At 46.6% G+C, this 23,296-nt stretch carries 20 protein-coding genes and 1 other RNA gene; 15 read left to right on the top strand and 6 right to left on the bottom strand.

Translation table 11 applies throughout. From position 1 onward, the window contains the following. Positions 1-36: 36 nt before the first annotated feature. From G344_RS0104125 to G344_RS0104090, 8 genes are all read left to right on the top strand, one after another. Positions 37-933 carry a CobW family GTP-binding protein gene (locus tag G344_RS0104125; RefSeq protein ID WP_028255098.1) on the top strand — a complete coding sequence of 299 codons (897 nt, stop codon included), beginning with the start codon at positions 37-39 and terminating at the stop codon, positions 931-933. Positions 934-1,001: 68 nt separating this feature from the next. Beyond that, positions 1,002-2,156, top strand: a complete 1,155-nt coding sequence (locus G344_RS0104120) for a DUF4178 domain-containing protein (RefSeq protein ID WP_028255097.1) — start codon at positions 1,002-1,004, stop codon at positions 2,154-2,156. Positions 2,157-2,178: 22 nt separating this feature from the next. Further along, positions 2,179-2,604 carry a DUF350 domain-containing protein gene (locus tag G344_RS0104115; RefSeq protein WP_038154928.1) on the top strand — a complete coding sequence of 142 codons (426 nt, stop codon included), beginning with the start codon at positions 2,179-2,181 and terminating at the stop codon, positions 2,602-2,604. Continuing rightward, positions 2,604-4,109 (top strand): polyamine aminopropyltransferase, encoded by a 1,506-nt coding sequence (locus tag G344_RS0104110; protein ID WP_028255095.1) that lies wholly within the window; start codon positions 2,604-2,606, stop codon positions 4,107-4,109. The genes G344_RS0104115 and G344_RS0104110 overlap by 1 nt, the downstream gene beginning before the upstream one ends. Before the next feature lie 349 nt (positions 4,110-4,458). Then, positions 4,459-5,643, top strand: coding sequence for a putative hydroxymethylpyrimidine transporter CytX (cytX, locus tag G344_RS0104105; protein WP_028255094.1), 1,185 nt, complete (start codon positions 4,459-4,461; stop codon positions 5,641-5,643). A gap of 81 nt (positions 5,644-5,724) precedes the next feature. Then, on the top strand, positions 5,725-6,303 hold the full coding sequence (locus G344_RS0104100) for a hypothetical protein (protein ID WP_028255093.1): 579 nt from the start codon (positions 5,725-5,727) through the stop codon (positions 6,301-6,303). A gap of 18 nt (positions 6,304-6,321) precedes the next feature. Further along, positions 6,322-6,804: a DUF805 domain-containing protein gene (locus G344_RS0104095; protein ID WP_051245738.1), complete on the top strand. Its 483-nt coding sequence runs from the start codon at positions 6,322-6,324 to the stop codon at positions 6,802-6,804. Positions 6,805-6,940: 136 nt separating this feature from the next. Continuing rightward, on the top strand, positions 6,941-7,336 hold the full coding sequence (locus tag G344_RS0104090; RefSeq protein ID WP_028255091.1) for a RidA family protein: 396 nt from the start codon (positions 6,941-6,943) through the stop codon (positions 7,334-7,336). A 246-nt stretch (positions 7,337-7,582) separates the two neighbouring features. On the opposite strand, the gene dcuC is transcribed toward G344_RS0104090, so the two are convergent. The 3 genes from dcuC to G344_RS0104075 form a co-directional block, all read right to left on the bottom strand. After that, on the bottom strand, positions 7,583-8,959 hold the full coding sequence (dcuC, locus tag G344_RS0104085) for a C4-dicarboxylate transporter DcuC (protein ID WP_028255090.1): 1,377 nt from the start codon (positions 8,957-8,959) through the stop codon (positions 7,583-7,585). Positions 8,960-9,360: 401 nt separating this feature from the next. After that, a complete protein-coding gene (locus G344_RS0104080) occupies positions 9,361-10,140 on the bottom strand; it encodes a basic amino acid ABC transporter substrate-binding protein (protein WP_028255089.1) in 780 nt (259 codons plus the stop codon). Between the two features lie 167 nt (positions 10,141-10,307). Next, on the bottom strand, positions 10,308-11,114 hold the full coding sequence (locus G344_RS0104075; RefSeq protein ID WP_051245737.1) for a basic amino acid ABC transporter substrate-binding protein: 807 nt from the start codon (positions 11,112-11,114) through the stop codon (positions 10,308-10,310). A 332-nt stretch (positions 11,115-11,446) separates the two neighbouring features. On the opposite strand from G344_RS0104075, the gene G344_RS0104070 reads away from it, so the two are divergent. Continuing rightward, positions 11,447-12,643 carry an amidohydrolase gene (locus G344_RS0104070; RefSeq protein ID WP_028255087.1) on the top strand — a complete coding sequence of 399 codons (1,197 nt, stop codon included), beginning with the start codon at positions 11,447-11,449 and terminating at the stop codon, positions 12,641-12,643. A 223-nt stretch (positions 12,644-12,866) separates the two neighbouring features. Here the strand turns inward: G344_RS0104070 and G344_RS0104065 are convergent, their stop codons facing one another. The 3 genes from G344_RS0104065 to G344_RS11680 all read right to left on the bottom strand — a co-directional run bounded on the left by G344_RS0104065 (position 12,867) and on the right by G344_RS11680 (position 16,742). After that, positions 12,867-14,285, bottom strand: coding sequence for an alanine/glycine:cation symporter family protein (locus G344_RS0104065; protein WP_028255086.1), 1,419 nt, complete (start codon positions 14,283-14,285; stop codon positions 12,867-12,869). Positions 14,286-14,544: 259 nt separating this feature from the next. Further along, entirely contained in the window at positions 14,545-15,951 is a 1,407-nt protein-coding gene (locus G344_RS0104060) for an alanine/glycine:cation symporter family protein (RefSeq protein WP_028255085.1), read from the bottom strand. A 572-nt stretch (positions 15,952-16,523) separates the two neighbouring features. Then, a complete protein-coding gene (locus tag G344_RS11680) occupies positions 16,524-16,742 on the bottom strand; it encodes a type II toxin-antitoxin system RelE family toxin (protein WP_478201974.1) in 219 nt (72 codons plus the stop codon). Positions 16,743-16,820: 78 nt separating this feature from the next. On the opposite strand from G344_RS11680, the gene ffs reads away from it, so the two are divergent. The 6 genes from ffs to G344_RS0104035 all read left to right on the top strand — a co-directional run bounded on the left by ffs (position 16,821) and on the right by G344_RS0104035 (position 23,289). Then, positions 16,821-16,920, top strand: an RNA gene (gene ffs, locus G344_RS12330) — signal recognition particle sRNA small type. Positions 16,921-17,014: 94 nt separating this feature from the next. Beyond that, positions 17,015-19,510 carry a DNA polymerase III subunit gamma/tau gene (gene dnaX, locus G344_RS0104055; protein WP_028255084.1) on the top strand — a complete coding sequence of 832 codons (2,496 nt, stop codon included), beginning with the start codon at positions 17,015-17,017 and terminating at the stop codon, positions 19,508-19,510. Further along, positions 19,510-19,833 carry a YbaB/EbfC family nucleoid-associated protein gene (locus tag G344_RS0104050; RefSeq protein ID WP_028255083.1) on the top strand — a complete coding sequence of 108 codons (324 nt, stop codon included), beginning with the start codon at positions 19,510-19,512 and terminating at the stop codon, positions 19,831-19,833. The genes dnaX and G344_RS0104050 overlap by 1 nt, the downstream gene beginning before the upstream one ends. 20 nt (positions 19,834-19,853) lie before the next feature. Further along, positions 19,854-20,444, top strand: a complete 591-nt coding sequence (gene recR / locus G344_RS0104045; RefSeq protein ID WP_028255082.1) for a recombination mediator RecR — start codon at positions 19,854-19,856, stop codon at positions 20,442-20,444. A gap of 10 nt (positions 20,445-20,454) precedes the next feature. Further along, positions 20,455-20,694: a hypothetical protein gene (locus tag G344_RS0104040; protein ID WP_028255081.1), complete on the top strand. Its 240-nt coding sequence runs from the start codon at positions 20,455-20,457 to the stop codon at positions 20,692-20,694. Positions 20,695-20,703: 9 nt separating this feature from the next. Continuing rightward, the gene (locus G344_RS0104035) at positions 20,704-23,289 is read left to right on the top strand and encodes a 3'-5' exonuclease (RefSeq protein WP_028255080.1); all 2,586 of its coding nucleotides are present in this window, start codon (positions 20,704-20,706) and stop codon (positions 23,287-23,289) included. Positions 23,290-23,296: the final 7 nt, after the last annotated feature.

Raw genomic sequence — 23,296 nt, 5'->3', positions numbered from 1 at the left:
TGGGTCGTCCCTTTTTATTAGCATTGCGAGGTAGATATGGATATAGTAGTTATTTCCGGATTTTTGGGAGCCGGTAAAACCACCTTTATTACGGAATTAGTGCGCCATGCGAAGGGAACCGTAGCCGTTTTTGAAAATGAATTGGGCGATGTAGGCGTAGACAAAGCGCGGATGGAAGAAGATATGACGATGCAGGAGAAGCCTAATATTTGGGAGTTGACGGAAGGCTGTATTTGTTGCTCCTTAAAAGGCGACTTCCGGCAATCCGTGCTAACCATTGCCAATGCCGTCGATCCGGCGCTGCTTATTATCGAACCGACCGGTGTAGGTTTGTTGAGCTCGGTAATGGACAATCTTAGTACCTTAGCCTATGAACGTATTCGCCTGTTAGCACCGGTAACGATTGTGGATGCTCTCAACTTTACTACCGCTTGTAACGAATACGGTGCTATTGCAGAGGATCAAATACATCATGCCGGTCATTTGGTCATCAGCAAGACAGCCGGTCATGAGCAGACAACCGCCGAAGTGAAAGCCGCGTTGGCACAGCGGGGGTTGCAGGAAAAGCTATTGCCCGATGCATATACGTTGTGGACAGAGGACATATGGCAATCGATTCTTACCACACCGTACACCGCTGACGGCAGCGTAGCTGAGGTTGAGATACCGGCACTGGAAACCATGGCCGTACCCTTTGCTTCCTTCGGTGATATTGCTGCCTTTCACAGTGCGATGCGGGCGTTGACGGAAGGCAGGTTCGGAGATGTGTATCGCGTGAAAGGCACTGCTCGTATCGGCAGCATTTGGGGACGCTTCGATATTGTAGGGACTACCTGTGATTTAACAGCAGTGGAAACAAAAGCCGATGAAAAAGCGGTCATCATCGGACGACAGTTAGATAAGGATGCCATCGCACTACTTTTCAGACAATGACTATTATGATAAGGTATGTATAGTCTACTTACTTGTGGTAATAGAATGTAAAGGAAAGGAGTGCCTGCGTGGAATTTACTTATGGAGATACAATACGTATTCTTAGTAACATATATGTTGTATTAGGAAGAATTGCCTATTGTGAAGACGATGGAGAAGAAAGCGATTCCGATGCAGATTCTTATAAGACGATTTCGCCTAAAGAGGCGGATTGGTTTGAGTATTTATTAGTATCTAATGCTACGAATGAAGAATATTGGCTTAGCTGTGATAAACATCATAATGGATACGCTTTGTATCGTATGTGTGAGAAACGCTCAACCGATACGTATCGTTTATTAGAAGCGGGTACGGAGAAAGCGATTTCAGTTTGGGGAAATGTTGATGTTGATATTGGTGATTCTGCGGAGTATAAAGAGTTTATCACCGAGACTGGGGCTATATATGCTGTGGAGAAGTGGTCTGATGAGACGGAGTATGCAGAGGGAATGTATCTTACTACGGCTGATGTGACCATAGAGAAGGATGTGTTACGGTCTAACGCAATACAAAAGCGTATGGCAAGGAGAAGAATATTACAAGGGATTCTTTGTATTCCTTTAGTCATTTGGGCGCTGCTTATATTAATGGCTATAACAGGAACATCATGGCATACGGTGCGAGCGTATTTGGGACATCCGTATACGATTAATGAATATATGAGCGAGGATGCACCGTTGTTTACCTACGTAACATCAATTACAGGAAATGATGGGGAGAAGTCGACGATTTATCAGTCTCCGTATGCAACGGTGGGAGAAACGGTTCGAACGATTATTAATGCTATGGAAGGCAGAAACCTGACTACATATCAGCATGAAATAAATGAAGACAACGCAGTTGCTCTTTTAACACCTTATGAATATTGCTTAATATATGAGGATACAGAACACCGTATTTTGGTACGTGATGAGTCGAGGCAGTTTGCTTATGCTGGAACTGATGATAGCGGCTATTATGCTACTCCCGGAGTACACAGATTTTATCGTAATTTCTATTGGTCCTTTGGTTATGAGTTTGATAAGAAGCGGTATACGTCTCCATCGTTTTACGATACGTATCAAGGAGTCCCTTTAGTGGATGATCCTGTAAATATGTATTATCAAAATTATGCGAGTAGCGTTCGTTCCGGTAGTGCAGGTTCACGGTTGTCATCCGGTGGGGGTACAAGCGTGGGGAAATAGAAGTAGTGTAGGAGGTTTTTTTATGATAGTAGATATTGGAATAACATCTTTATATGCTTTGTTGGGTATTATCATAATGATTATTGGCAGTATGATTATTGATTGGTGTATCCCCGGTGATTTTCCGACAGAAATAAAGCGTGGTAACAGAGCTGTTGGATGGTTATGTGCTGGTATTTTTATTGGATTAGGATATATTATTCGTGCAGCTATCGTGTCACCGGCAATACCTTTTATGGAGGAAGCATTGTGGCATGGAATTAAATCAAGCATAATTTATAGTGCGCTGGGTATTATCTTTTTTCTAATCGGCTATTACTTATTACATATTTGCCATAGAGCGTATTCCTTAACAGAAGAAATAATGAATGGAAACACTGCCGCAGGTATTATGTTGTTTGGTAGCTTTGTCGGAATGGCTTTGATTATTAGTGGGGCAATTCATTAATGAAGAAGCACCGCTTACTACTGGTAACGACCTTTATTATTTCGGGATGTTCATTGTGTTATGAATTAATTATTAGTGCCGTTAGCGCTTATATCACGGGAAATGCAGTCTTGCAATATTCGGTAATGATAGGGTTATATATGTCAGCTATGGGACTGGGATCCTTCCTCAGCAGATATGTACGGACGGAATTGTTTACCGTATTTGTTACCGTGGAGATTGGTATTGGCGTACTAGGTGGCTTTAGCAGCGTAAGTATTTTTTTAGCGAATATTTATATCGCGAATTATCATATAATAATGTACGCTATCACGATTGGAATTGGCATTCTGGTAGGTATGGAAATCCCGCTGTTAACACGGATTATTGAGAAATCCCACGGTAACCTACGGATGACATTATCGGCGGTATTTTCCTTTGATTATATCGGTAGTCTGGTAGGGGCATTGGCATTCCCTTTATTAATGGTACCCTACGGAGGTTACCTGGCAGCGGCTTTTGTGTGTGGCGTACTGAATAGTGTAGCTGCATTATTGATTATTTGGAAATATACTGACCATATTCGATATAGCTGGACATATAAAATATTGACTGTTGGTGTGGGGACCGTTATGCTACTGGGCATTATATTTTCTGGAAATATATCCCATTATATTGAAGAGGGTTTGTATCGAGATACTGTTATTTATTCGGAACAAACGCCATATCAGAAATTGGTTCTTACAAGACACAAAGATGATATACGCTTATTTATTGATGGTAATCTACAATTTTCTTCCATGGATGAATACAGATATCATGAAGCACTGGTACATATTCCGCTGGCACAGATTGATGCCATACAAAATGTATTAGTACTGGGCGGTGGTGATGGGTTAGCTACCAGAGAATTACTAAAGTATCCGAATGTACAAATTACCGTAGTTGATTTAGATGAGAGAATGACAGCTATGGCAATTAAGCATCCTGTACTTCGCGCATTGAATAAGGATGCATTTTCAAATCCATGTGTGACGGTAATTAATAAAGATGCCTATGAGTTTATGAAAGAGAATAAAAAACAATATGATGCTATCATTATTGATCTGCCGGACCCCAATAATGAAGCGTTAAGCAAGCTTTATTCTAATGTATTTTATCGCTTATGTTATGCTGCATTGTCTGAAAAGGGAATTTTGGTAACTCAATCTACAAGCCCTTATTATGCGGCAAAAACATTTTGGAGTATTAATAAGACCTTGGCTTCAGAAGGCTTTGTAGTGTATCCGTATCATCTGTTAGTTCCTACCTTCGGTGAGTGGGGATTTAATATGGCTACAAAGCATGCGTTACATAAGATTCATCCTGTAAATAAGGTAGACACACAATTTGTTACGCCTGATAATATAGATTCGTTGTTTGTATTCGGCAAGGATGAAATACCTTCGGAGCCGATTGCTATTAATCAACTTCTACATCCGGTGATTATTGATTATTATAATGAAGCAGTTCGACAGTGGCATTAGATGTGAAAAAGTGAATCAATGACTATTGGCAAGCCTATGGGTGTTTGCTATAATGAACTACAGAATAATAGAACAACGGGGTGCTCATAATGATGGGCTGAGAGTAAGCGGTAGATTTCGCTTTAACCCATAACCTGATTTGGATAATGCCAACGTAGGGACATACAGACTACGCCGACGGAGTCAAGAAATTTTGTCGGTAGCAGCCAGCGAGTAACGGGCACGGTTCCATCAGGGATCGTGCTTTTTTTGTAGACCCGTTTTCTATAAAGCGCTTCGATGGAGCGTGTGTATAACAGAGTTGTAGATGATTGGTAAATCATTGAGTAGCAGTAAAGAGGAGGTACGTATGAGTACATCATCAGGAACATCGGTCTTTAGGAATATGTTAATTTGGTTTGGCGCGGCGATTTCCATTGCAGAAATTATGACGGGCACCTATTATGCCACCTTGGGAATGATGCGTGGCTTGGAAGCCATTGTAATCGGGCATATCATCGGCGGTATTTTATTATTCGGTGCAGGTCTTATCGGTGCGAAGGAACGTAAAAGCGCTATGGAAACGGTAAAGAGTTGTTTCGGCGGTTATGGCGCGATGCTCTTTATTATTCTTAATATAGTGCAGCTGGTAGGTTGGACGGCTATCATGATTTATGACGGATCGATTTCCGCAGCCGCTGCGTTTGGTACGGCGCCGGAGCTGTGGGCTGCCGTCATCGGCGTATTGATTTTAGGTTGGCTTTATATCGGCTTAGACGGCTTTACTAAAATAAATACCGTTGTCATGGCCGCTCTTTTCATTATGTGCTTGGTACTGGGCCATCTTATTTGGAGCGGCAGCGGTGAATCGTTGGTGCCCATCGATGACAGCTTGAGCTTTAGCAGTGCCATTGAATTATCTATTGCTATGCCTTTATCTTGGTTGCCACTCATCAGTGATTACACTAGACGAGCTAAAAAGCCGGTGGCGGCTACGGCAGCCAGTGCGATTACTTATTGCGTGATTAGTATGTTCATGTACGTCATCGGTATGAGTGCGGCGATGTATACAGGGGAAACTAACATTGCGCTTCTCATGACCGGCGCGGGACTCGGCGTAGTAGGCTTGTTTGTTGTGGTGTTCTCTACGGTAACGACTACCTTTATGGATGCCTATTCGGCAGGCGTGTCGTCGGAATCTCTTTCGTCGCACATTAAAGGACGCGGTGCCGCAGTGGTTGTTACTATTGTGGGGACCATAGCCGCTATGCTGTATCCGATGGATAATATTATGGATTTCCTTTTCTTTATCGGATCCGTATTCGGTCCGATGATCTCCGTACTCTTGGCAAATTATTTCTTTCTTAAACGCCGTGACGTTACCGGTGCGTGGGATTGGGGCAATGTTATCGTATGGCTTATCGGTTTCGCGGCGTATCGCGAATTACTTACCATGGATATGCCTTGGGGACCGACGCTGTGGGCTATGGGCCTTACTATGGTACTGACCGTAATTGTAGGAAAGCTGCGTGCCGGTCGCACCGTGCAGGCGTGACGATAAAAGCTAGGCGTGATGCGGTGGTTATGGTACAATAAAACCAATATTTAGTAGTTATAGTTTCGGGAGGGATTCTATATGAACAAAAAATGGGCAGCTGCATTAATTCCTGTATTTATGATGACCACCTTGGGAACGGCGGACGTTGATGCCAGCTGGTGGAGCAAGACCATGAAGAAGTTGGACAAATGGGCATCGCAAAGTTCATCGTCCAGTAGCTCATCGTCATCCGGCGGCGTTGTAGCGGAACCGACGGCAAACGATGTGAAATCCAATCGCTGGATTGAAGTACAGAAGAATCAGTACTATACGACGTATGTAGATCGTAGATCATTTGAAGCAGAAGGCACGGCACAGAATAGACGTGTTACTGCTTATTTTAAGCGAGCATATACACCGATTGGCTCACAGGTGTTGGGAAATAACAGTGATGGTCGTGTAAAACCGGATGTAATTACTTACTCAATAGCCGAAGGAATATATAAAGTGAATTCTTATAGTGATGCTTGGAGTACTCCACATTATTATGATGTACATGGTAATTTGATTTATGAGGGGCGGCTACAGGATTATTCTGGTTGGGCAGAGTACATCCCCGACAGCCCGGAAGAACAATTAAAGGATATGCTCTTCCACATGGCCGGTTGGGATTATTAAGTAAGGAGATGGATAGTGATGGAATATAACATGCCACCTAATGAAGACGATAAAGAACGGGTTACTCCGCAAGGTCCGCGGATGTTGCCGCCGGACTGGCGAAGTGCACCGCCGTTCTGGGATAACTTTGTAGGCGTGTTAAAACGGTATACGGAATTTAAAGGACGGGCCAGTCGCAAAGAATATTGGCTGTTCCAGCTTATGTATTTTATTATTATGTGGGCTGTTTCCTTTGTAGGCGAAATGATTGGTGGCGAGATGATGGGCGAAACGGTGCGCCTTATTATTGGACTTGCCATCTTGCTTCCCAGTATCGGGGTGCTGGTACGACGCCTTCACGATACGGATCGCTCCGGTTGGTGGTCGCTCTTGGGGTTAATACCGTTGGCAAACATTGTACTTCTTATCTTCACCGTATTGCCGACGAAGCCTTATGATAATACATACGGTCCGGTGCCGACCTATGATGAAATGACAAAAGAACATCGCTATCGGTATTAAGCAACTACACCTATAATAAGGTAAGGCCTGCTACAGTTACTTGTGAATTTCAATGTGTGCATTGTGTATGAGTGAGTAATTGTAGCGGGCCTATTTTATATAGTGCGTATAGTTTGTAGGAAAGGAAGTGTAAGCTATGAAGAACTTCAGAACAAATATTGCCGGCGTATCCCCATGGGAGGATATCGTAGGATACTCGCGTATTGTAATCATCGGCGATCAAGTTGAGGTAGCCGGCACAACGGCGGTGAAGGATGGGAAACCCTATGCTGTGGGCGATGCGTATGAGCAGACTCGTTACATTTTACAAACGATTAAAGAATTGTTTGCGCGTGAAGGCCTACCTTTTGAAAACATCTATCGCACACGCATGTTTGTTACGGACATCAGTCAATGGGAAGCTATTGGTCGTGCGCACGGCGAATTCTTTAAAGACATTAAACCGGCAGCAACGATGGTAGAAGTGGCTTCGCTTATTGATAAGGATTTGTTAGTGGAAATAGAAGTATTTGCTAAGTTGGCTATGGAATAAACGAGAGGCTCCTATGTTTCAGTGGTCAGGTCTTACGAATGAAGAGACAATATAAAAGAAGAGGGACCCCTATATTTTAGTGGTCAGGTCTTGCGAATGAGTACATAGTAAACGAGAGGCTCCTATATTTCAGTGGTCAGGTCTTACGAATGAAGAGATAATATAAAAGAAGAGGGACACCTATATTTTAGTGGTCAGGTCTTGCGAATGACGCACTTGCAATATAGGTGTCCCTCTTATTTATATTTAGAAAAACAGAATGAGTGTTACTGCGATGTTAACAATCGTAGCGATTACGATAGGTAAGAAGGTTCGTTTGGCCAGTTCCACCGGGGATTGACGTGCTGCGCCGGAGACAACGATCATAACGGCGGAGATCGGTGACAAGGAGCGAGCCAAGTTCGACACAAAGTTCATCGGTAATACAAGGAGTACAGCCGGAATGTTAGCGAGGGCAGCCACCTTAGGTGCCAATGGAACAAAGGCAAAGAAGGCGGAGTTGCCGGAACCGGTTACCAAGGTTGCACCAATAATAATGGCTACGAAGACAAACATCATACCGATGCCGCCAAAGCCGGCTTGCTGTGCGCTGCCGATGAGCGTATCGATAGCACCGAGAGAGGTAAGACCTTTGGCGAAGGTATCGGCTGCAACGACCAAGGTTACAACTAAGGCCATCTGGAAGCCCATGCCATCCCAAAATGCTTTTACATCCTTGAACATTGTTAAGGCACTGCGATGGCGAATCGTTTCGATAAGCATGGTAATGGCCAAGCTGGTCAAGGTAGCCAGGTTGATGTCCATTTTGATGGAACCGCCGTAGAACTCAAAGAAGAAAATTAAGAGAAGCGGCAAGGTCGGTAATAAAGCATAGAAGGAAGGCACCGGTTTTTCTTCAATCTTTTGATCCTCGTTAATAGTGACCGATACGTCCTTGCCTGCCATTTCATCGGGATTTTTCTTATCCATATATTTTTGGACAAAGAAATGAGAAATGGCCAAGGCGGCTACGGTGCATAAGCCGACAGGTACCTGATACTGGAAGAAGTACGGTACAATATCCATACCAATCAGCTCGGCGGCATAAATATTATCGGCGCCGGCAGGGCCCCAACCGGGACCGGATGTGGTGGCGATAACCGCACAGGCAGCGAGGCGACTTACGCCAAGACGCACCATGATGGGATACAGCGTTACCATGAGGAGCAATCCAAAACCGGAGGCACTGCTGATAAACATGGCAAGGAAGTTACCCAGTACGGATGCAGCGGCCAATACAATGTAGGGATGCCCCAACTTGTGCAGTGGCTTGATGGCGATCCTAACGAGCGCCGTGCTGGCACCGATCATGTCCATGTACTTGGAAAAACCGCCGATGAGCATGATGATAAGACCTAGCTTAGCGGCACGGTTACTGAAGGAAAGGTTGATGGATTGTAAAATGTCCAGCCAAGCAGAACCTGTACTTTGCTTGGTAGGCACGATATCTCCCATACCCATGAAGAGGGCACAGGCCATCATGCAAACACCGGCTACAAACAATACTGGTTGCGGCGGATACTTTTTCAGTACGGACCGGGCAACAATGACAACAAAGAATGCGGCAATAATAAGCCCTAGCATACTAACACCTCCAAAAAGCAAATACTAAATACCTATTTGTAAATATCATACCATATATCTGTTTAGCAAAAGATGTTTAATTGAGAAAGAAAAATATAAGACATTTATTTAGTGGTGCATATGCGAAAACAGAAAAAATGTATTTGCTAAGAAAACAAAGTGTACGCGTGGGCGGAGCAGCTCATGTATCTCAGCGGTCAAGTCTTGTGAATAAAGAGGTAATATAAAAGAAAGTCTCCATCGCAGACATCACTCTTCCTCCTACCCGAAATGAATAAAAAATATCCTATCGACGTGAGAAATGCTTGCTACTCTCACCTTTGATAAATAAAAAAGAAAGTCCCCATCGGAGACATGTCATTCGCAAGACCTGACTGGCGAGATGGGGACTTTCTTTTTAGTTATTTATTTCCGAACCACTTATTGTAAATCTTTTCGTAGGTGCCGTCTTTTTTGAGTTCAGCTAACGCCTGGTTAACTTTGCCCTGCAATTCTTTGTCGTCCATACGGAAACCGAATACGAGCGGTTCCGGATTTACCGGTGAGCCAACAATCTTGAGATCCTTGTCGGCACCTTGCTTCATGTAGTACAAGGCAACCGGGTTATCCTGGATAGCGGCATCGATAGTACCGGCTTGCAATTCAGTGAAGAGCTGCGAGTTGGAGTCGGTTTCTTTTACAGTTGCATTTGGAACCTTGTGAGCGAGCTCAGCAGATACGGTACCAATCTGAGCACCGATTTTTTTACCGGCCAAGTCATTCATGCCGTTAACACCGGTAGTGTCTTTGCGAACGATGGTAACAAAGCCGCCGCGATCGAAATATGGATCACTGAACAAAATAGCTTTCGCACGTTCCGGTGTGGGGTTGATACCGGATGCGATCATGTCGATGTCACCGGACTTCAGTGCCGGAATCAACGCATCAAAGCCCATGCTCTTGAATTCCATTTTATAACCCATTTTCTTGGCTACGGCATCGGCGAGATCAATATCGAAGCCTACATATTTGTCGCCTTCCGTAAATTCAAACGGCGGGAAGGTAGTTTCGGCACCGACGCGCAATACTTTTTCCTTTGCCTGATCACCGCTGCTGCCACAACCGGCGAGTAAGCCGATGGCGAGCAAACCGGCTGTTAATGTTAAAGCCAGTTTTTTAGAGAAATTCTTGTACGTAAACATAACATCCTCCTAACTACTAACAGATACACTATATCGCTTTCATTATACTACGTTTTTCATAAGGGGTATATATGAAATACATGGGCAGTTGTGAACGTAGCGTGATACATCATAAAAATACTCCGCCAACCCGGAGGAAGACGGAGTACATAGATTGTGTTGCGTTATTATTTTTTCTGCGCACCGAACCATTTTTCGTAAATCTTCTGGTAGGTGCCGTCTTTTTTAAGCTCTTCCAAGGCTTTGTTAGCTTTGTCGCGCAACTCGGTATCGCTCTTTCTGAAAGCCCATACCGTACCTTCCGGATTGGTCGGTGTACCGGCTAAGCGCAATTCTTTGTCAGCCCCTTGTTTGAGATAGTACATAGCAACGGCATTGTCGAGGATAGTCGCATCGGCGGTGCCGGCGTTAAGTTCGTTGAAAATCTGGGAGTTGCTGTCCACTTCTTTAACGGTAGTGTTTGGAATTTTCTTCGCCATATCCGTAGGAATGGTGCCGATTTGCGTTACGATGCGTTTGCCTTCCAGATCCTTCATGCCGTTAATGGTGGTGTTGTCTTTTCTGGTGACAACGATGAAGCCGCCTTCTTTGAAGTACGGTTCACTGAAAATAACAGCCTTGGCACGTTCCGGTGTGGCATTGATGCCGGCGGCGATCATGTCGATGTCATTGCTTTGCAGCGCCGGAATTAACGCATCAAAGCCCATGCTCTTGAATTCCATTTTGTAGCCCATCTTTTTAGCTAACGCATCGGCGAGGTCGATATCGAAGCCTACGTATTTATCACCTTCCGTAAATTCGAAAGGAGGGAAGGTGGTTTCCGAACCGACGCGGAGCACCTTTTGCGGTTCCCCGGAGGAAGTACCGGAGCCGCAGCCGCCTAACAAGCCAACGGTGAGCATAGCGGTACCGGCCAGACACAATAATTTTTTAGTTGCTGATTTCTTTGTTAATGAAGAGAAAAATGATGACATGATGATGTCCCCCTTTGTGTGATGCGTCCCCTTACGTAGGGGTGGATTACTAACTGCCCTCATTATACTGCGTGGTTGTATAAATATCAATAGTTTTCTGTATAAAAATTTGATACATAAATTTGCTACAGACTGTGAAAGCGATGACGATGTACATAGTAAAATGCTGAATACACCACGGTATAACCGATGGAAAAGAAATTATTTTTCCGATGAAAATCATAGGGTGTGAGTTGAAGTCTATGCATAAACGGTGTAAAATAAAATCACTTATGATTGCGCAGAGTATGTAAATAGTTTTATATGATTGAACGAAGAAAGGATGACTCACTATGACATTAGAAGCACAAGCTACATCCTTGCGCCAAGAAATGGCGAAGGAAGCCTATACGATTAATTATACATTGGCAAAGAACCCGGAAATTTCATCGCAAGAATTTAAATCGGCCGCGCTGATTTGTGATGTGTTGGAAGCACATGGCATGACGGTGACGAGAGAATTGGCCGGTTTGCCTACGGCTTTTAAAGCAGCGGTGGTGCGCAGCAGTCAACCGCAAGGACGGCTGGCTATTTTATGTGAATACGATGCGTTGCCGGAGATCGGTCATGCGTGCGGTCATTGTGCCAGCGGATCCTCCAGTGTGTTGGCGGCGTTGACATTACACGCCTTGGCTGCGCAGTTGGCAGAGAACGGCAACGACCTCGGCGTCGATGTGGACATCATCGGCACACCGGATGAAGAAGCCGCCGGCGGTAAGGTGGATTTGGTAAAGGCCGGTGTCTTTGATGGCTATGATTTTGCCATGATGGTGCATATGGCCGGCGTGGAAACAAGAGCCAATGCGGATTTCTTAGCCTTAGATGATTACCGGGTGGCCTTTCATGGTAAGCCGGCGCATGCCGCAGGCGAACCGTGGAACGGTATTAATGCGTTGAACGGGGCACAGTTAGCTTTACAAGCGTTGGATATGCTCCGTCAGCAGGTGCGACCGGAAACGCGCATCGGCTATTATATTGTAAAAGGCGGTAGTGCTTCCAATATTATTCCCGATTACGCAGAAATCGAAGTATGCGTGCGCCATACGGAACGGGCGTATCTCGATACGGTGGTGGCCCGTGTTATGAAATGTTTGGAAGGGGCAGCACTGGCAACAGGGACTACGCATACGGTAACGCAGTTTGGACAGAAATACGATAATATGCGGTGGAACGAAACGGGGACGGCCATTATCGAAAAAGTTATGGATAGTCTTTCCATTCCTTATGTTACCGGTCATCCGACGGAAATCGGCAGCTCCGATATCGGGAACGTCAGCTATGTGTGTCCTGCCTTTCATCCGGAGCTGCGACTCAAAGGTGACGATAAAGTGTGTCACACCAAAGAATTTGCCGCAGCCATGGAAGAACCTACCATCGAAACGACCATTAACGAAGCGTCCGACATGATCATTCATACCATGCTTCGCTTGGCACAACATCCGGAGGAATTGGCGGCCATTAAAAAAGAATTTATGGCGCAGCAAAAATAAAAAGGATAGCAGCAAAAATAAAAAGGATACGTATCGGCAGACGCTACATGATACAGCAAGACCCCTCGGCAATTCGCCGAGGGGTCTTTTCATTAGCATGTTACTAGCCGTTTAGTTAGTATGTCGCTAGCCGTTTACTTAGCATGTTACTAGCCCTTTACTTAGTATGTTGCTAGTCGTTTCGTTTGTATTTCAGTGTGTCCAAGCAAGTGGGTTCGCTAGTTTATTCCGGATGTTTTGCATCTTTGTGCCACCATACGATACCTTCCAGATTTGGTAAGATGGAGCGATCGAAAACAGGTTCTTCGATGCCCACTTCCTTTTGACGGAAGTAATCGTTGAGGGCGATGATGGCCAAGCGACCGAGTACGAGAATAGATAAGATATTAGTCAATACCAAGAAGGCCATGAAAAGGTCTGCCAAGTTCCATACGAGATTTAAGGAAGCAGTGGAACCGAAGTACACCATGGCTACCACGAATACGCGGAAGATGTTGAGGTACACGCGGTTCTTAGATAAATGTAAGATATTGATTTCGCCGTAATAGTAGTTGCCGATGATGGAGCTGAAGGCAAACATGAAGATGAAGATAACCATTACGCCCGGTGCCCAAGAGCCAAGCTGTAAGCCTAGGTCATGCTGCACGAGGGCAATACCGGTAAGTCCGGATGTTTCATAGTTGCCGGATACCATTACGATGAATGCCGATGCGGTACAAATGAGGAAGGTATCTACGAATACACCGAAGCTTTGAATCAGACCTTGCTTTGCCGGATGGGATACATCCGCCGTAGCGGCTGCGTTCGGTACGGAACCTTCACCGGCTTCGTTAGAGAAGAGACCGCGCTTGATACCGTTCATAAGGGCGGCACCGAAGAAACCGCCGCTGGCTGCATCAAAGGTGAATGCTTTCGTGAAAATGGCTGCAAATACAGCGGGCAATTCACCGATGTTCATGAGCACGATGTACAGTGCGGTTAAAATATAAATACCGGCCATGATCGGTACGATCCATTCCGTCATTTTAGCAATGCGGGCTACACCGCCGAAAATAGAAATGGCTGTTAAGACGGCAACTACGATGCCGCACAGCATAGGATCTACATTAAATGTTTTCAGCGATGCGGAAATGGTATTAGCCTGTACTGAATTATAAATCAAACCATAGGTAACACTGATGAGTACGGCGAAGAGAAATGCCAAGGCAGGACTCTTGAGACCATAGCGAATGTAGTAGGCAGGACCGCCGTGGAAGCCGCCGCCCTTAGTAGGCTCTTTGTAAATCTGCGCCAAGGTGCTTTCGATAAAACCGGTGGCCGCCCCGATGAAAGCGATGAACCACATCCAGAAAATAGCACCCGGTCCGCCGAGTACAACAGCGATGGCGATACCGGCGATGTTGCCCACACCAACACGGGAGGCAGTACTTACGCAAAAGGCTTGGAACGAAGAAATCGTATTGCCTGCGGTTTTTACGCCGATGCCTTCACCTAACAGGCGCACCATTTCCCGCAGCCGACGCAGCTGCACAAATTTTGTGGTCAAGGTAAACCAGAAGCCGGCACCGATGAGAAGTACGATGATGATGTAATCCCATAGGAAGCCGTTGATTGTGTTGACAAGATTGTTTAATGCATCCATAACACAAACTCCCCTCTCTTTTAAAACCATAAATAAAAATAATATATAGGAATTATAAATTCAATTCATTATACTATAGACTGTGGAAAATCGTACATACAAAAGAACGTTGTGACGATACATTTTAGATATAGATATATGTGAGGAATGGAAGATACTTGTAAATACAAAAAGGACACGCATTATGCGTGTCCTTTCTTGCGACTCTATTTGATTCTTTAGGTTTATAAATAGCGTGCCTATGAGATAAAAGTATAGATTACTTCGTTCCGTCCCACCATACGATGCCGTCCTGCTTCGGCAAGATGGCGCGATTAAAAGTAGGATCGGCTACGCCGCGTGCTCGTTGCTCTTTATAATCTTTGAGCGCAAGTAATGCTTGCTTACCCAAAGCTAAGATGGAGGTGACATTGGTGAGAACCATGAAAGCCATGAATAGATCGGCTAAGTTCCAAACCAAGCTGAGGGAAGCGGTGGAGCCGAAGTACACCATGGCAATGACCATGATGCGGAACACGTGAAGATAGATACGCTTCTTGAACAGATGAAGCGTGTTGATTTCACCGTACACATAGTTGCCGATGACGGAGCTGAAGGCAAACATGAATACGAAAAGCGCTAACACGCCGGGTGCCCACGAACCGAGCTGCATACCCAGGTCGTGCTGAATGAGGGCAATACCGGTAAGACCGTTGGTATAGTTGCCGGACATGAGCACGATGAAAGCCGATGAGGTACAAATGAAAAACGTGTCTACGAAAACGCCGAAGGCTTGCACCAATCCTTGCCGTGCCGGGTGCGTTACATCGGCGGTGGCCGCTGCATTCGGTACGGATCCTTCCCCGGCTTCGTTCGAGAAGAGACCGCGCTTAATACCATTCATAAGAGCAGCTCCCATAAGACCGCCGCCGGCCGCATCATAGGTAAACGCAGAGCTTACTACCGTTGCCAACACATGAGGCAACGCAGTGATGTTCATGAGTACAACGAAGAGGGCCGTTAAAATATACAAGCCTGCCATAATCGGCACCAACCATTCCGTAAACTTAGCAATGCGCGCGCTACCGCCGAAGACCGCAATGGCTGTTAAGATAGCAACGCCGAGACCGGATACTTCCGGGGAAACACCGAAGGTAGATAGGGACGCGGCAATCGTGTTGGCTTGTACGGAATTATAAATAAGTCCGTAGGTGACGCTGATGAGTACGGCAAAGCCTACGGCGAGCGCCGGACTTTTCAGACCGTGACGAATGTAGTAGGCAGGACCGCCGTGGAAACCGCCGCCTGGTAAGGGTTCCTTGTAAATCTGCGCCAGCGTACATTCTACAAACGACGTTGCTGCGCCGAGAACAGCGATGAACCACATCCAAAAGACAGCACCCGGTCCGCCGAGTACAACGGCAATGGCAATACCGGCAATGTTACCTACCCCTACATGAGAAGCAACGCTGATACAAAAGGCTTGGAACGAAGAAATTTCGTTGCCCGTTGTTTTCTTGCCAACGCCTGCTTTCAGAAGGCGAATCATTTCGGGGATTTGTGTAATCTGTGTAAACTTCGTGGTGCAGGTAAACCAAAAGCCTGCTCCGATTAATAAAGCAATAATAATATAGTCCCAAAGAAATCCGTTAATTGTTGTGACTGCTTGATTAAGTAGCGCGTCCATTATTACTCTCCCTTCGCAAACAAAAATACATACAGAAATCATTATACTATAGAAGTACACGTTATGAATAGATTCTTGCTATGCGGAGTCTATCGTAACCAAGGAACGGTGTTGCATAATAGAGAATTAACGGAAAGGGGTAGGGTACAATGTTTCGTACGAAATGTACCTAAGGCTTGCCGGTGAAAAGGGATGATACAGATGGTGACACACACTGTGACACACACCATGACATACCCTATGACACACTCCGTGATACAGACCGTGACACACTACATGATACACTTCGTGACACAGTGTATGATACAGGGTATGACACAGTGCATGACACACAGGATGATACACAATGTGGTCACATACCTAGACTAGACCAAGACCAAACTAAACTAAGACCAGACTACAACTATAACAAGACAAACACTAAACAAGACCAGATTATCAGCTAGCTTGCGCTAGCTATTTTTTTTATGGGGTGGGAAAGAAAAATAAAAAAAGAAAAGGGATGAAGGCAAAGGAATATAAAAAGCAACCTACAACAATAGATTAAGTCTATGATTGCAGGTTGTCTAACGTTAAGAGCGTTTTTCAAATAGAAATATGATTAGTTCATCATCGTGTATTTCAGCGAAGAGTCTATAATCACCTACGCCATATCTCCAGATACCTTTAAGGGAACCGGTTAAGGCTTTTCCGTGAAGTCGTGGGTCAATAGTGTCGACAAGGTTTTTTATTACCCAATTTTTGATGATGCGAGCCGTTGGTTTATCTAGCTTTTTTAATTCCTTTTTGATTTCTTTCCCCTTGTCACAGTTAATGATTCGTTATATAATAATATAGCTAATCATCCATAGCATTGGATTATGGCAGTTCTGCGGGGCTCGTGCAAGGGAGGCCTGTGAACCGTGTCAGGATCGAGAGATAGCAGCACTAAGCGGTAACCTCTTTGTGCCACGAGGGTACCTGTGGAGCTGTCATAATCGAGTGCTATGAGTAGTAAAGCAGCGCGCTATCGCTGCTTTTTTTCATATACGGATAAAATTTAACGGGAAAGGAGAGAATCGTCATGAGCTATATGGCATTGTATCGGCGGTGGCGGCCGAAGGATTTTACGGATGTAGTCGGACAAAAGCAAGTGAGCGAAACGTTGATGCGGGCTATCCGCGAGGACAAGGTAGCGCATGCGTATTTGTTCTCCGGACCGCGTGGCACGGGTAAGACGAGTATTGCAAAAATTTTTGCTCGCGCCATTAACTGTGAAAAGGGACCGACGGATCATCCGTGTAACGAATGTACTTCGTGTAAACAAATTCTCGAAGGTCGTTCCATGGATGTGCTTGAAATTGATGCGGCATCGAACCGCGGGATTGATGAAGTGCGAGCGCTCCGTGAGAGTGCAAAGTTTATGCCCGTAGAAGGGCGTAAGAAAATTTTTATTATCGACGAAGCGCACATGTTGACAAACGAAGCATGGAATGCATTGCTCAAGACGATTGAAGAGCCGCCGGCACATATTATGTTTATTTTTGCGACGACGGAACCGGAGAAGATTCCGGTTACGATTTTGTCCAGGTGCCAACGCTATACCTTCCGTCGTATTACGGCGCAGGATATTACGGAGCATTTGTTACATGTGGCCGAAGGCAGCGGCATACAGCTTGACCCTAAAGCGGCACGGCTTATCGCGGTGCATGCGGACGGAGGACTTCGCGATGCGCTGAGTATTCTCGACCAGTGTTCGGGCATGACGGATGATGTGATCACCATTGCCCATGTAGAATCCATGATCGGGCTTGTCAGCAAGAAATGGGTTATCGAGATGGTGTCGCATATCATGCACGGTGACGGGGCGGCTATGCTGTTGGCTATTCAATCGGCACTTTCGGAAGGACGCGATACGAAGCAAATGGTGTCGGCCTTGACCGAACATTTACGAGCGTTGCTGGTGGCAAAGGTGATGCCTGAGGCGGAGGAGCTACAAATTTACGATTCCTTCAAGGATGATTTTCAGGCACAGGTACAGGCCATCTCGGCCGGTCAGATTGACAGCTATGTGCGAGCGCTGCAGTCGATTCAAAATGATGCGAAGCGCGTAGATAATCCGCGCACGGTTATCGAGGTAGGCTTATTGGCATTGGCGGCGCGGGCGCGTGTCAGCGACAGTGAATTGGAAGATCGCTTGGCCGCAATAGAATTTAGGTTGGATGCGGACGATGATGGTTTGAAAACGCGGTTGTCACAGCTGGAACATTCGGTAGAGCGCGGTGTAGTGGTTAGTCCTGCCGGCAGCGGGCAAGGACCGTCAATAGATACGTCCGCCGTTACTGCGACCGAATCGAACACGACCGGGGCTATGCGTATGGCGCAGCCACAAATGGCAACGCAGAACGTGACAATGCCGAGTCAACCGGGAAGCGTACCGCCGGGGACACCGGGCATGGTGCCGCCGGAAAAACCGGGCATGGTACCACCGGGAAAACCGGGCATGGTACCACCGGGAAAACCGGGTACGATTCCGCCGCAGGGACAGATGCCACAGTCATCGCCACAGCCATCGACGCACAGGGTAGGGCAGGTACCGCCTCCGGCGAAGGCAAGTGCTTCGCCTGTGTCAAACGGTGTAGGCGCTGTGCCACCACAATCACAACGAGAGACAGAGACGCATACGTCAGCGGGGACGGCACCGACGTTCAGTACCTTAGGCACTACCAGCAGCGGTGTGGCTGCAGAGATCGGCGAAGGAATTTTACCGCCCGGTGAGTATAGAGGAATTCAGGGCCGTGTGTTACAATGGATGCAGGGCAAAAAAATGCTTATGAGTGCCGGCTTTTATCGGATGGGGCAACTCATTTATGTAGACAACACCAAAGCGGTGATTGCCTTTAATACGGATTTCAATGTGAAAATGGCTACTACCGATAAGGTAGTGAAGGAAGCCACGCAGGCGTTTTCTGCGGTGATGGGTCATGCGGTGACGGTGCTGGCCGTTGGCAGCAATACGCCGGAGGATAAGTCCTATCGTGCAGCGGCACGAGGCAGTGCCGGAGGACGCGGCGCAGCATCTAAGGAACATCCGGCAGTACCGACGAAGGAATCTACAGCAACCGTTACGGCATCGGCAGATACCGGTGCCAGTGATAGAGTAGAGCGTGCTACGGCTAACGATGCGCCGGCGCATACTACGGTTAGGGGTACGGTGCCGCATACTGCGCCGACGGATACCGCTTCGGTCGGTGCGCGTAAGGTAGCTGGTCAAACCGTAACTGACCAGGCGGAAACCGGTGGCGATGAAGCAAAGGCATCCGGTGATACGCCCCATGCAATGCGGGAACGCGTTGACGGGTTGCCGGCCGATGTGGATGATTTCGGCAGCGGCATGATTGTGACAAAGCCATCCGATGAAGCAACAGTGGATATAACGAAGCTCCCCAAATGGGATCCTAACCATTGTCGTGAAGAGGAGCTAGCCAATCCGGTATTACTCGGGGCCCTCGCACAAGCGGCGGCGGACGGTAATGATATATATGTAGAAGTAATAGATGATGATCAGGAGGACAAATAATGTTCGGTAATATGGGTAACATGCAGGGCATGATGAAAAAAGTACAGAAAATGCAGGCTGAAATGGCAAAGATGCAGGAAGAGTTAAAGACGCGTACCGTAGATGCATCCGTTGGCGGCGGTGTTGTATCCGTTGTGATGAACGGTGAAAAATTGGTACAGTCCATTAAAATCGATCCGGCTACGGTAGATCCGGAAGATGTAGAAATGTTAGAAGATTTGATTTTGGCGGCTGTTAACGAAGCGTCCAAAAAAGTGGATGACATGTTGTCTCAGGAAATGAGCAAAGTAACGGGCGGTTTGAAATTGCCGGGTATGTTCTAAGAACTAAGGTAGGCAGTAACATGACGAACGCATTGGAACGTTTGGTAGAGGAGCTGCGCCGTTTGCCCGGCATCGGTGCGAAGTCGGCTCGTCGGTTGGCGTATCATCTGGTGGAATTGCCACCGGAAGAGGTGGATCGATTGGTAGCGACGATTACGGCGGCGAAGGAGGCTACCAAGCATTGTTCGATTTGCTTTAATTTATCGGCGCAGGATCCTTGTGAATTCTGTGCTAACGAAAACCGTGACCACACGACGATTTGCGTGGTAGAAACATCGCGCGACGTGATGGCTATCGAACGCAGCGGCGACTACAAGGGCTTATATCATGTATTGGAAGGAGCTTTGTCGCCGATGGAAGGCATCGGTGCCGGCGATATTCGCATTAAAGAATTGATTGCTCGGCTTCGGGACGGTGTGGTAAACGAAGTAATTTTGGCGACGGATCCCGATGTGGAAGGGGAAGCGACGGCGCTGTACATTGCCCGTCTTTTACAACCCAGCGGGATTAAGGTAACCCGCATTGCCCGCGGTGTGCCGGTCGGCGGCGATATTGAATACGCCGATGAGGTCACCTTAGGCGGTGCGGTAACGAATCGTCAAGAGATGTGAGGCGTTTTTGATGGATATTACAATGCAAGGTATTTTGGGCGTTATTGCGGTCATTGTACTTTTTAAATTAGCGTTTTATACGGTGAAGAAGGTAATCATTCACGTGATTACCGGGTATGCGGCGTATTATATTGCCACGGCGTACTTCGGTATTCCCATTGATTTGGGCATTATGATGTGGGCACTTATGGCATTGTTCGGACCGCTGCCGATTGTGGCCGTAGGATTATGGGATTATTTTGGTGCGTAGGAGTAGAGAATGGTACGATTGAATGCAGCTCAACAGCGAATTGTAAATGAGCTGGATCGCAACATTCTCTTGTTGGCCTCGGCAGGCACAGGAAAAACAAATACATTGGCCTATCGCGTGGCACATATTATTGAAAGCGGCCGCGCCGCCGGTGAAGAAATTTTATGCATGACTTTTACCAATAAGGCATGTCGTGAAATGAAGGAACGCATCGCCGGCAAGGTAGGTCCTAAGGCGAAGGCTGTGGAAGTAAGTACCTTTCACAGCTTTTGTTATGCCCTGCTTGCGGAGGAAAGCAAGAGACAGGATGATCTGTTTACGGATATTACCATTTATGACGAGGAAGATTGCAAGGAGCTGTTGGCACCGTTAAAGCCGGCAGGCATGAAGGACATAGAGTTCCAAAATTTGGTGGCTTGGGTGAAGGAAGCCCGTTCGCGGTACGGTTTCTATTCGGACAGCTCTACCGAGGATTATAAGCGCACCATTCGCCGTGCCTATGCGGAGGAAAAACAAACTATGCTTCGCTTGTTAGGCGGTGCAGATAGTTTTATCATGGGTGATGTGCAGCGTCGTTTTGAGTATGACGGATACAGAATCATGGTAGCTTACGAGGAAGCGTTGCAGCAGGTACACGGTGTGGATTTTACGGATTTGATTACCCGCGTGCATCGCCTGTTTCAGAATGAAGAGGTACGTCGTCGTTGGCAGCAGCGGTACAAGTATATTGCCATTGATGAGATGCAGGATACCAGTACACTGGAGTGCGAAGTGATGAAGGTGCTGTGGCAGGGCAATCATGTGCTGCTATGCGGTGATTATTTCCAAACGATTTACGAGTGGCGCGGTTCGGATCCGTTGGCCTTGCTGAAAGCCTATCGCGATGAGTTTTCGCCGATGACAGTGGTCTTTTATGAAAATTACCGGGCGAACCAAACCTTGTTCAAAGCATCGCTGGCCGTGCTGCAGGCGATGTTCCCGGATATTATTGATGATTTCTATGAGGAAACGCCGTACGCCGTGACCGGTGATGCGGGAACGCCTATTACGATTCACGGCGCACCGACGGAATGGAAGGAAGGGGCGTATATTTTCGATGCCATACGCAGCTTGCCGAAGGACAGTAATGTAGGTATCTTGGTACGCAATAATAAACGAGCTCAATATTTGAGTCGGTTGTTTGCGAATTTAAATGTTCATTTACCGCCGGAAGAAAAGCGGGAGTTTATGATTATTGATGAATTTAAATTCTTCCGTCGCCAAGAGATTAAGGACATTATGGCGTATTTTAAATTACTCCTTAACTCCCATGACAGCGTCAGCGCCAAGCGCATTAGCAAGCGGTACGTTAAGGGGATAGGCGAAGCGCGTATTCAGGCGATTGAAAGTGCGGACACGCGTCAGGCCGGATTGACATTGACGGATTTCTTCGACATGGCCATCTTTGAAGGGGAACCGTATCAGCGTCTGTTGGAAGGCCTTAACGCAGGTAAGGTAGTTGTTTTCGATGTGGAAAGCACGGGAACGGATACGACGACGGATGAAATTATTCAGATAGCTGCCATTCGGTTGGGCGCAGATGGCAGTGAGGCGGAATGCTTCGAGCGATTTATTTGCCCTGCAAAATCCGTCGGTGATTCACAGGCCGTACACGGCTTTAGCGATGAATGGTTGAAGGAACACGGTGAACCGGCAGAAGCGGTGCTAGCCGATTTCGTGGAGTTTGCCAAGGATGCGGTTATCGTCGGTCATAACGTAGGCTATGACATTAGTATTCTCGGCAGTGAGCTACACCGTCATCATTTGCCGCAACCAAGATTTGGTGCGGTGTACGATACGCTTGATATTTACCGCCGGTTTTATCCGAATTTGTTAAATCATAAGCTGGGATTTTTGAGTGAATATTTTCCCATCGATCATAAGCCGACGCACAATGCCTTGGATGATATTCGGGCAACGGCATTGCTTTTATTGTATGCGATAAAGGAGAATATCGAGCCCACCGCGGATCGTCGACGCGCCTTAATCGGTTCGTACAAAAATGCCTTTGCTACGATTGCTTCTCAAATGGCTACGCTGCGGCGCAGGAGTAATAGCGAACGACCGACACAGCTGTTGGCATACATCATGAATGACATGGGCGTATTGCAATATTACAAGCAAGCCCGTGAGGAACAACGAGTGGAATACATTCGCGATTTGTATCGCATGATGGAACAGCTGGAGCAGGAAGAAAGCGAATTAAGCGGACCCGATTGTCTGCGCCGTATATTGCAGCAGGCAGCGCTTACTGCCGGTGAACCGGATCAGCGTATTAAAAACGAAACGCGTATTCCGATTATCACGGTGCATCAAGCAAAGGGCAGCGAGTTTGATTATGTATTTTTAGCGAATATGAATGTCGGTGTCTTCCCGGGAATGTTGGCCATACGAGAGGGCAAGGAAGAGGAAGAGAAGCGTTTGTTTTATGTAGCTTTGACGCGGGCGAAGAAGCAGTTGACCATTAGTTATATTACGACGAATCACCGCGGGGCGCCGTGGAGTGAAAGCCCCTTCCTGGCGTATTTGCCGAAGGAACTGGTGGAGCGTAAGTGAAAGGAGC

The organism is Veillonella magna DSM 19857 (genome assembly GCF_000428745.1).
Classification (GTDB): Bacteria; Bacillota; Negativicutes; order Veillonellales; family Veillonellaceae; genus Veillonella_A; species Veillonella_A magna.
The sequence above is the reverse complement of the archived record's forward strand: the minus strand, read 5'-3'. Positions and strand labels throughout refer to the sequence as shown.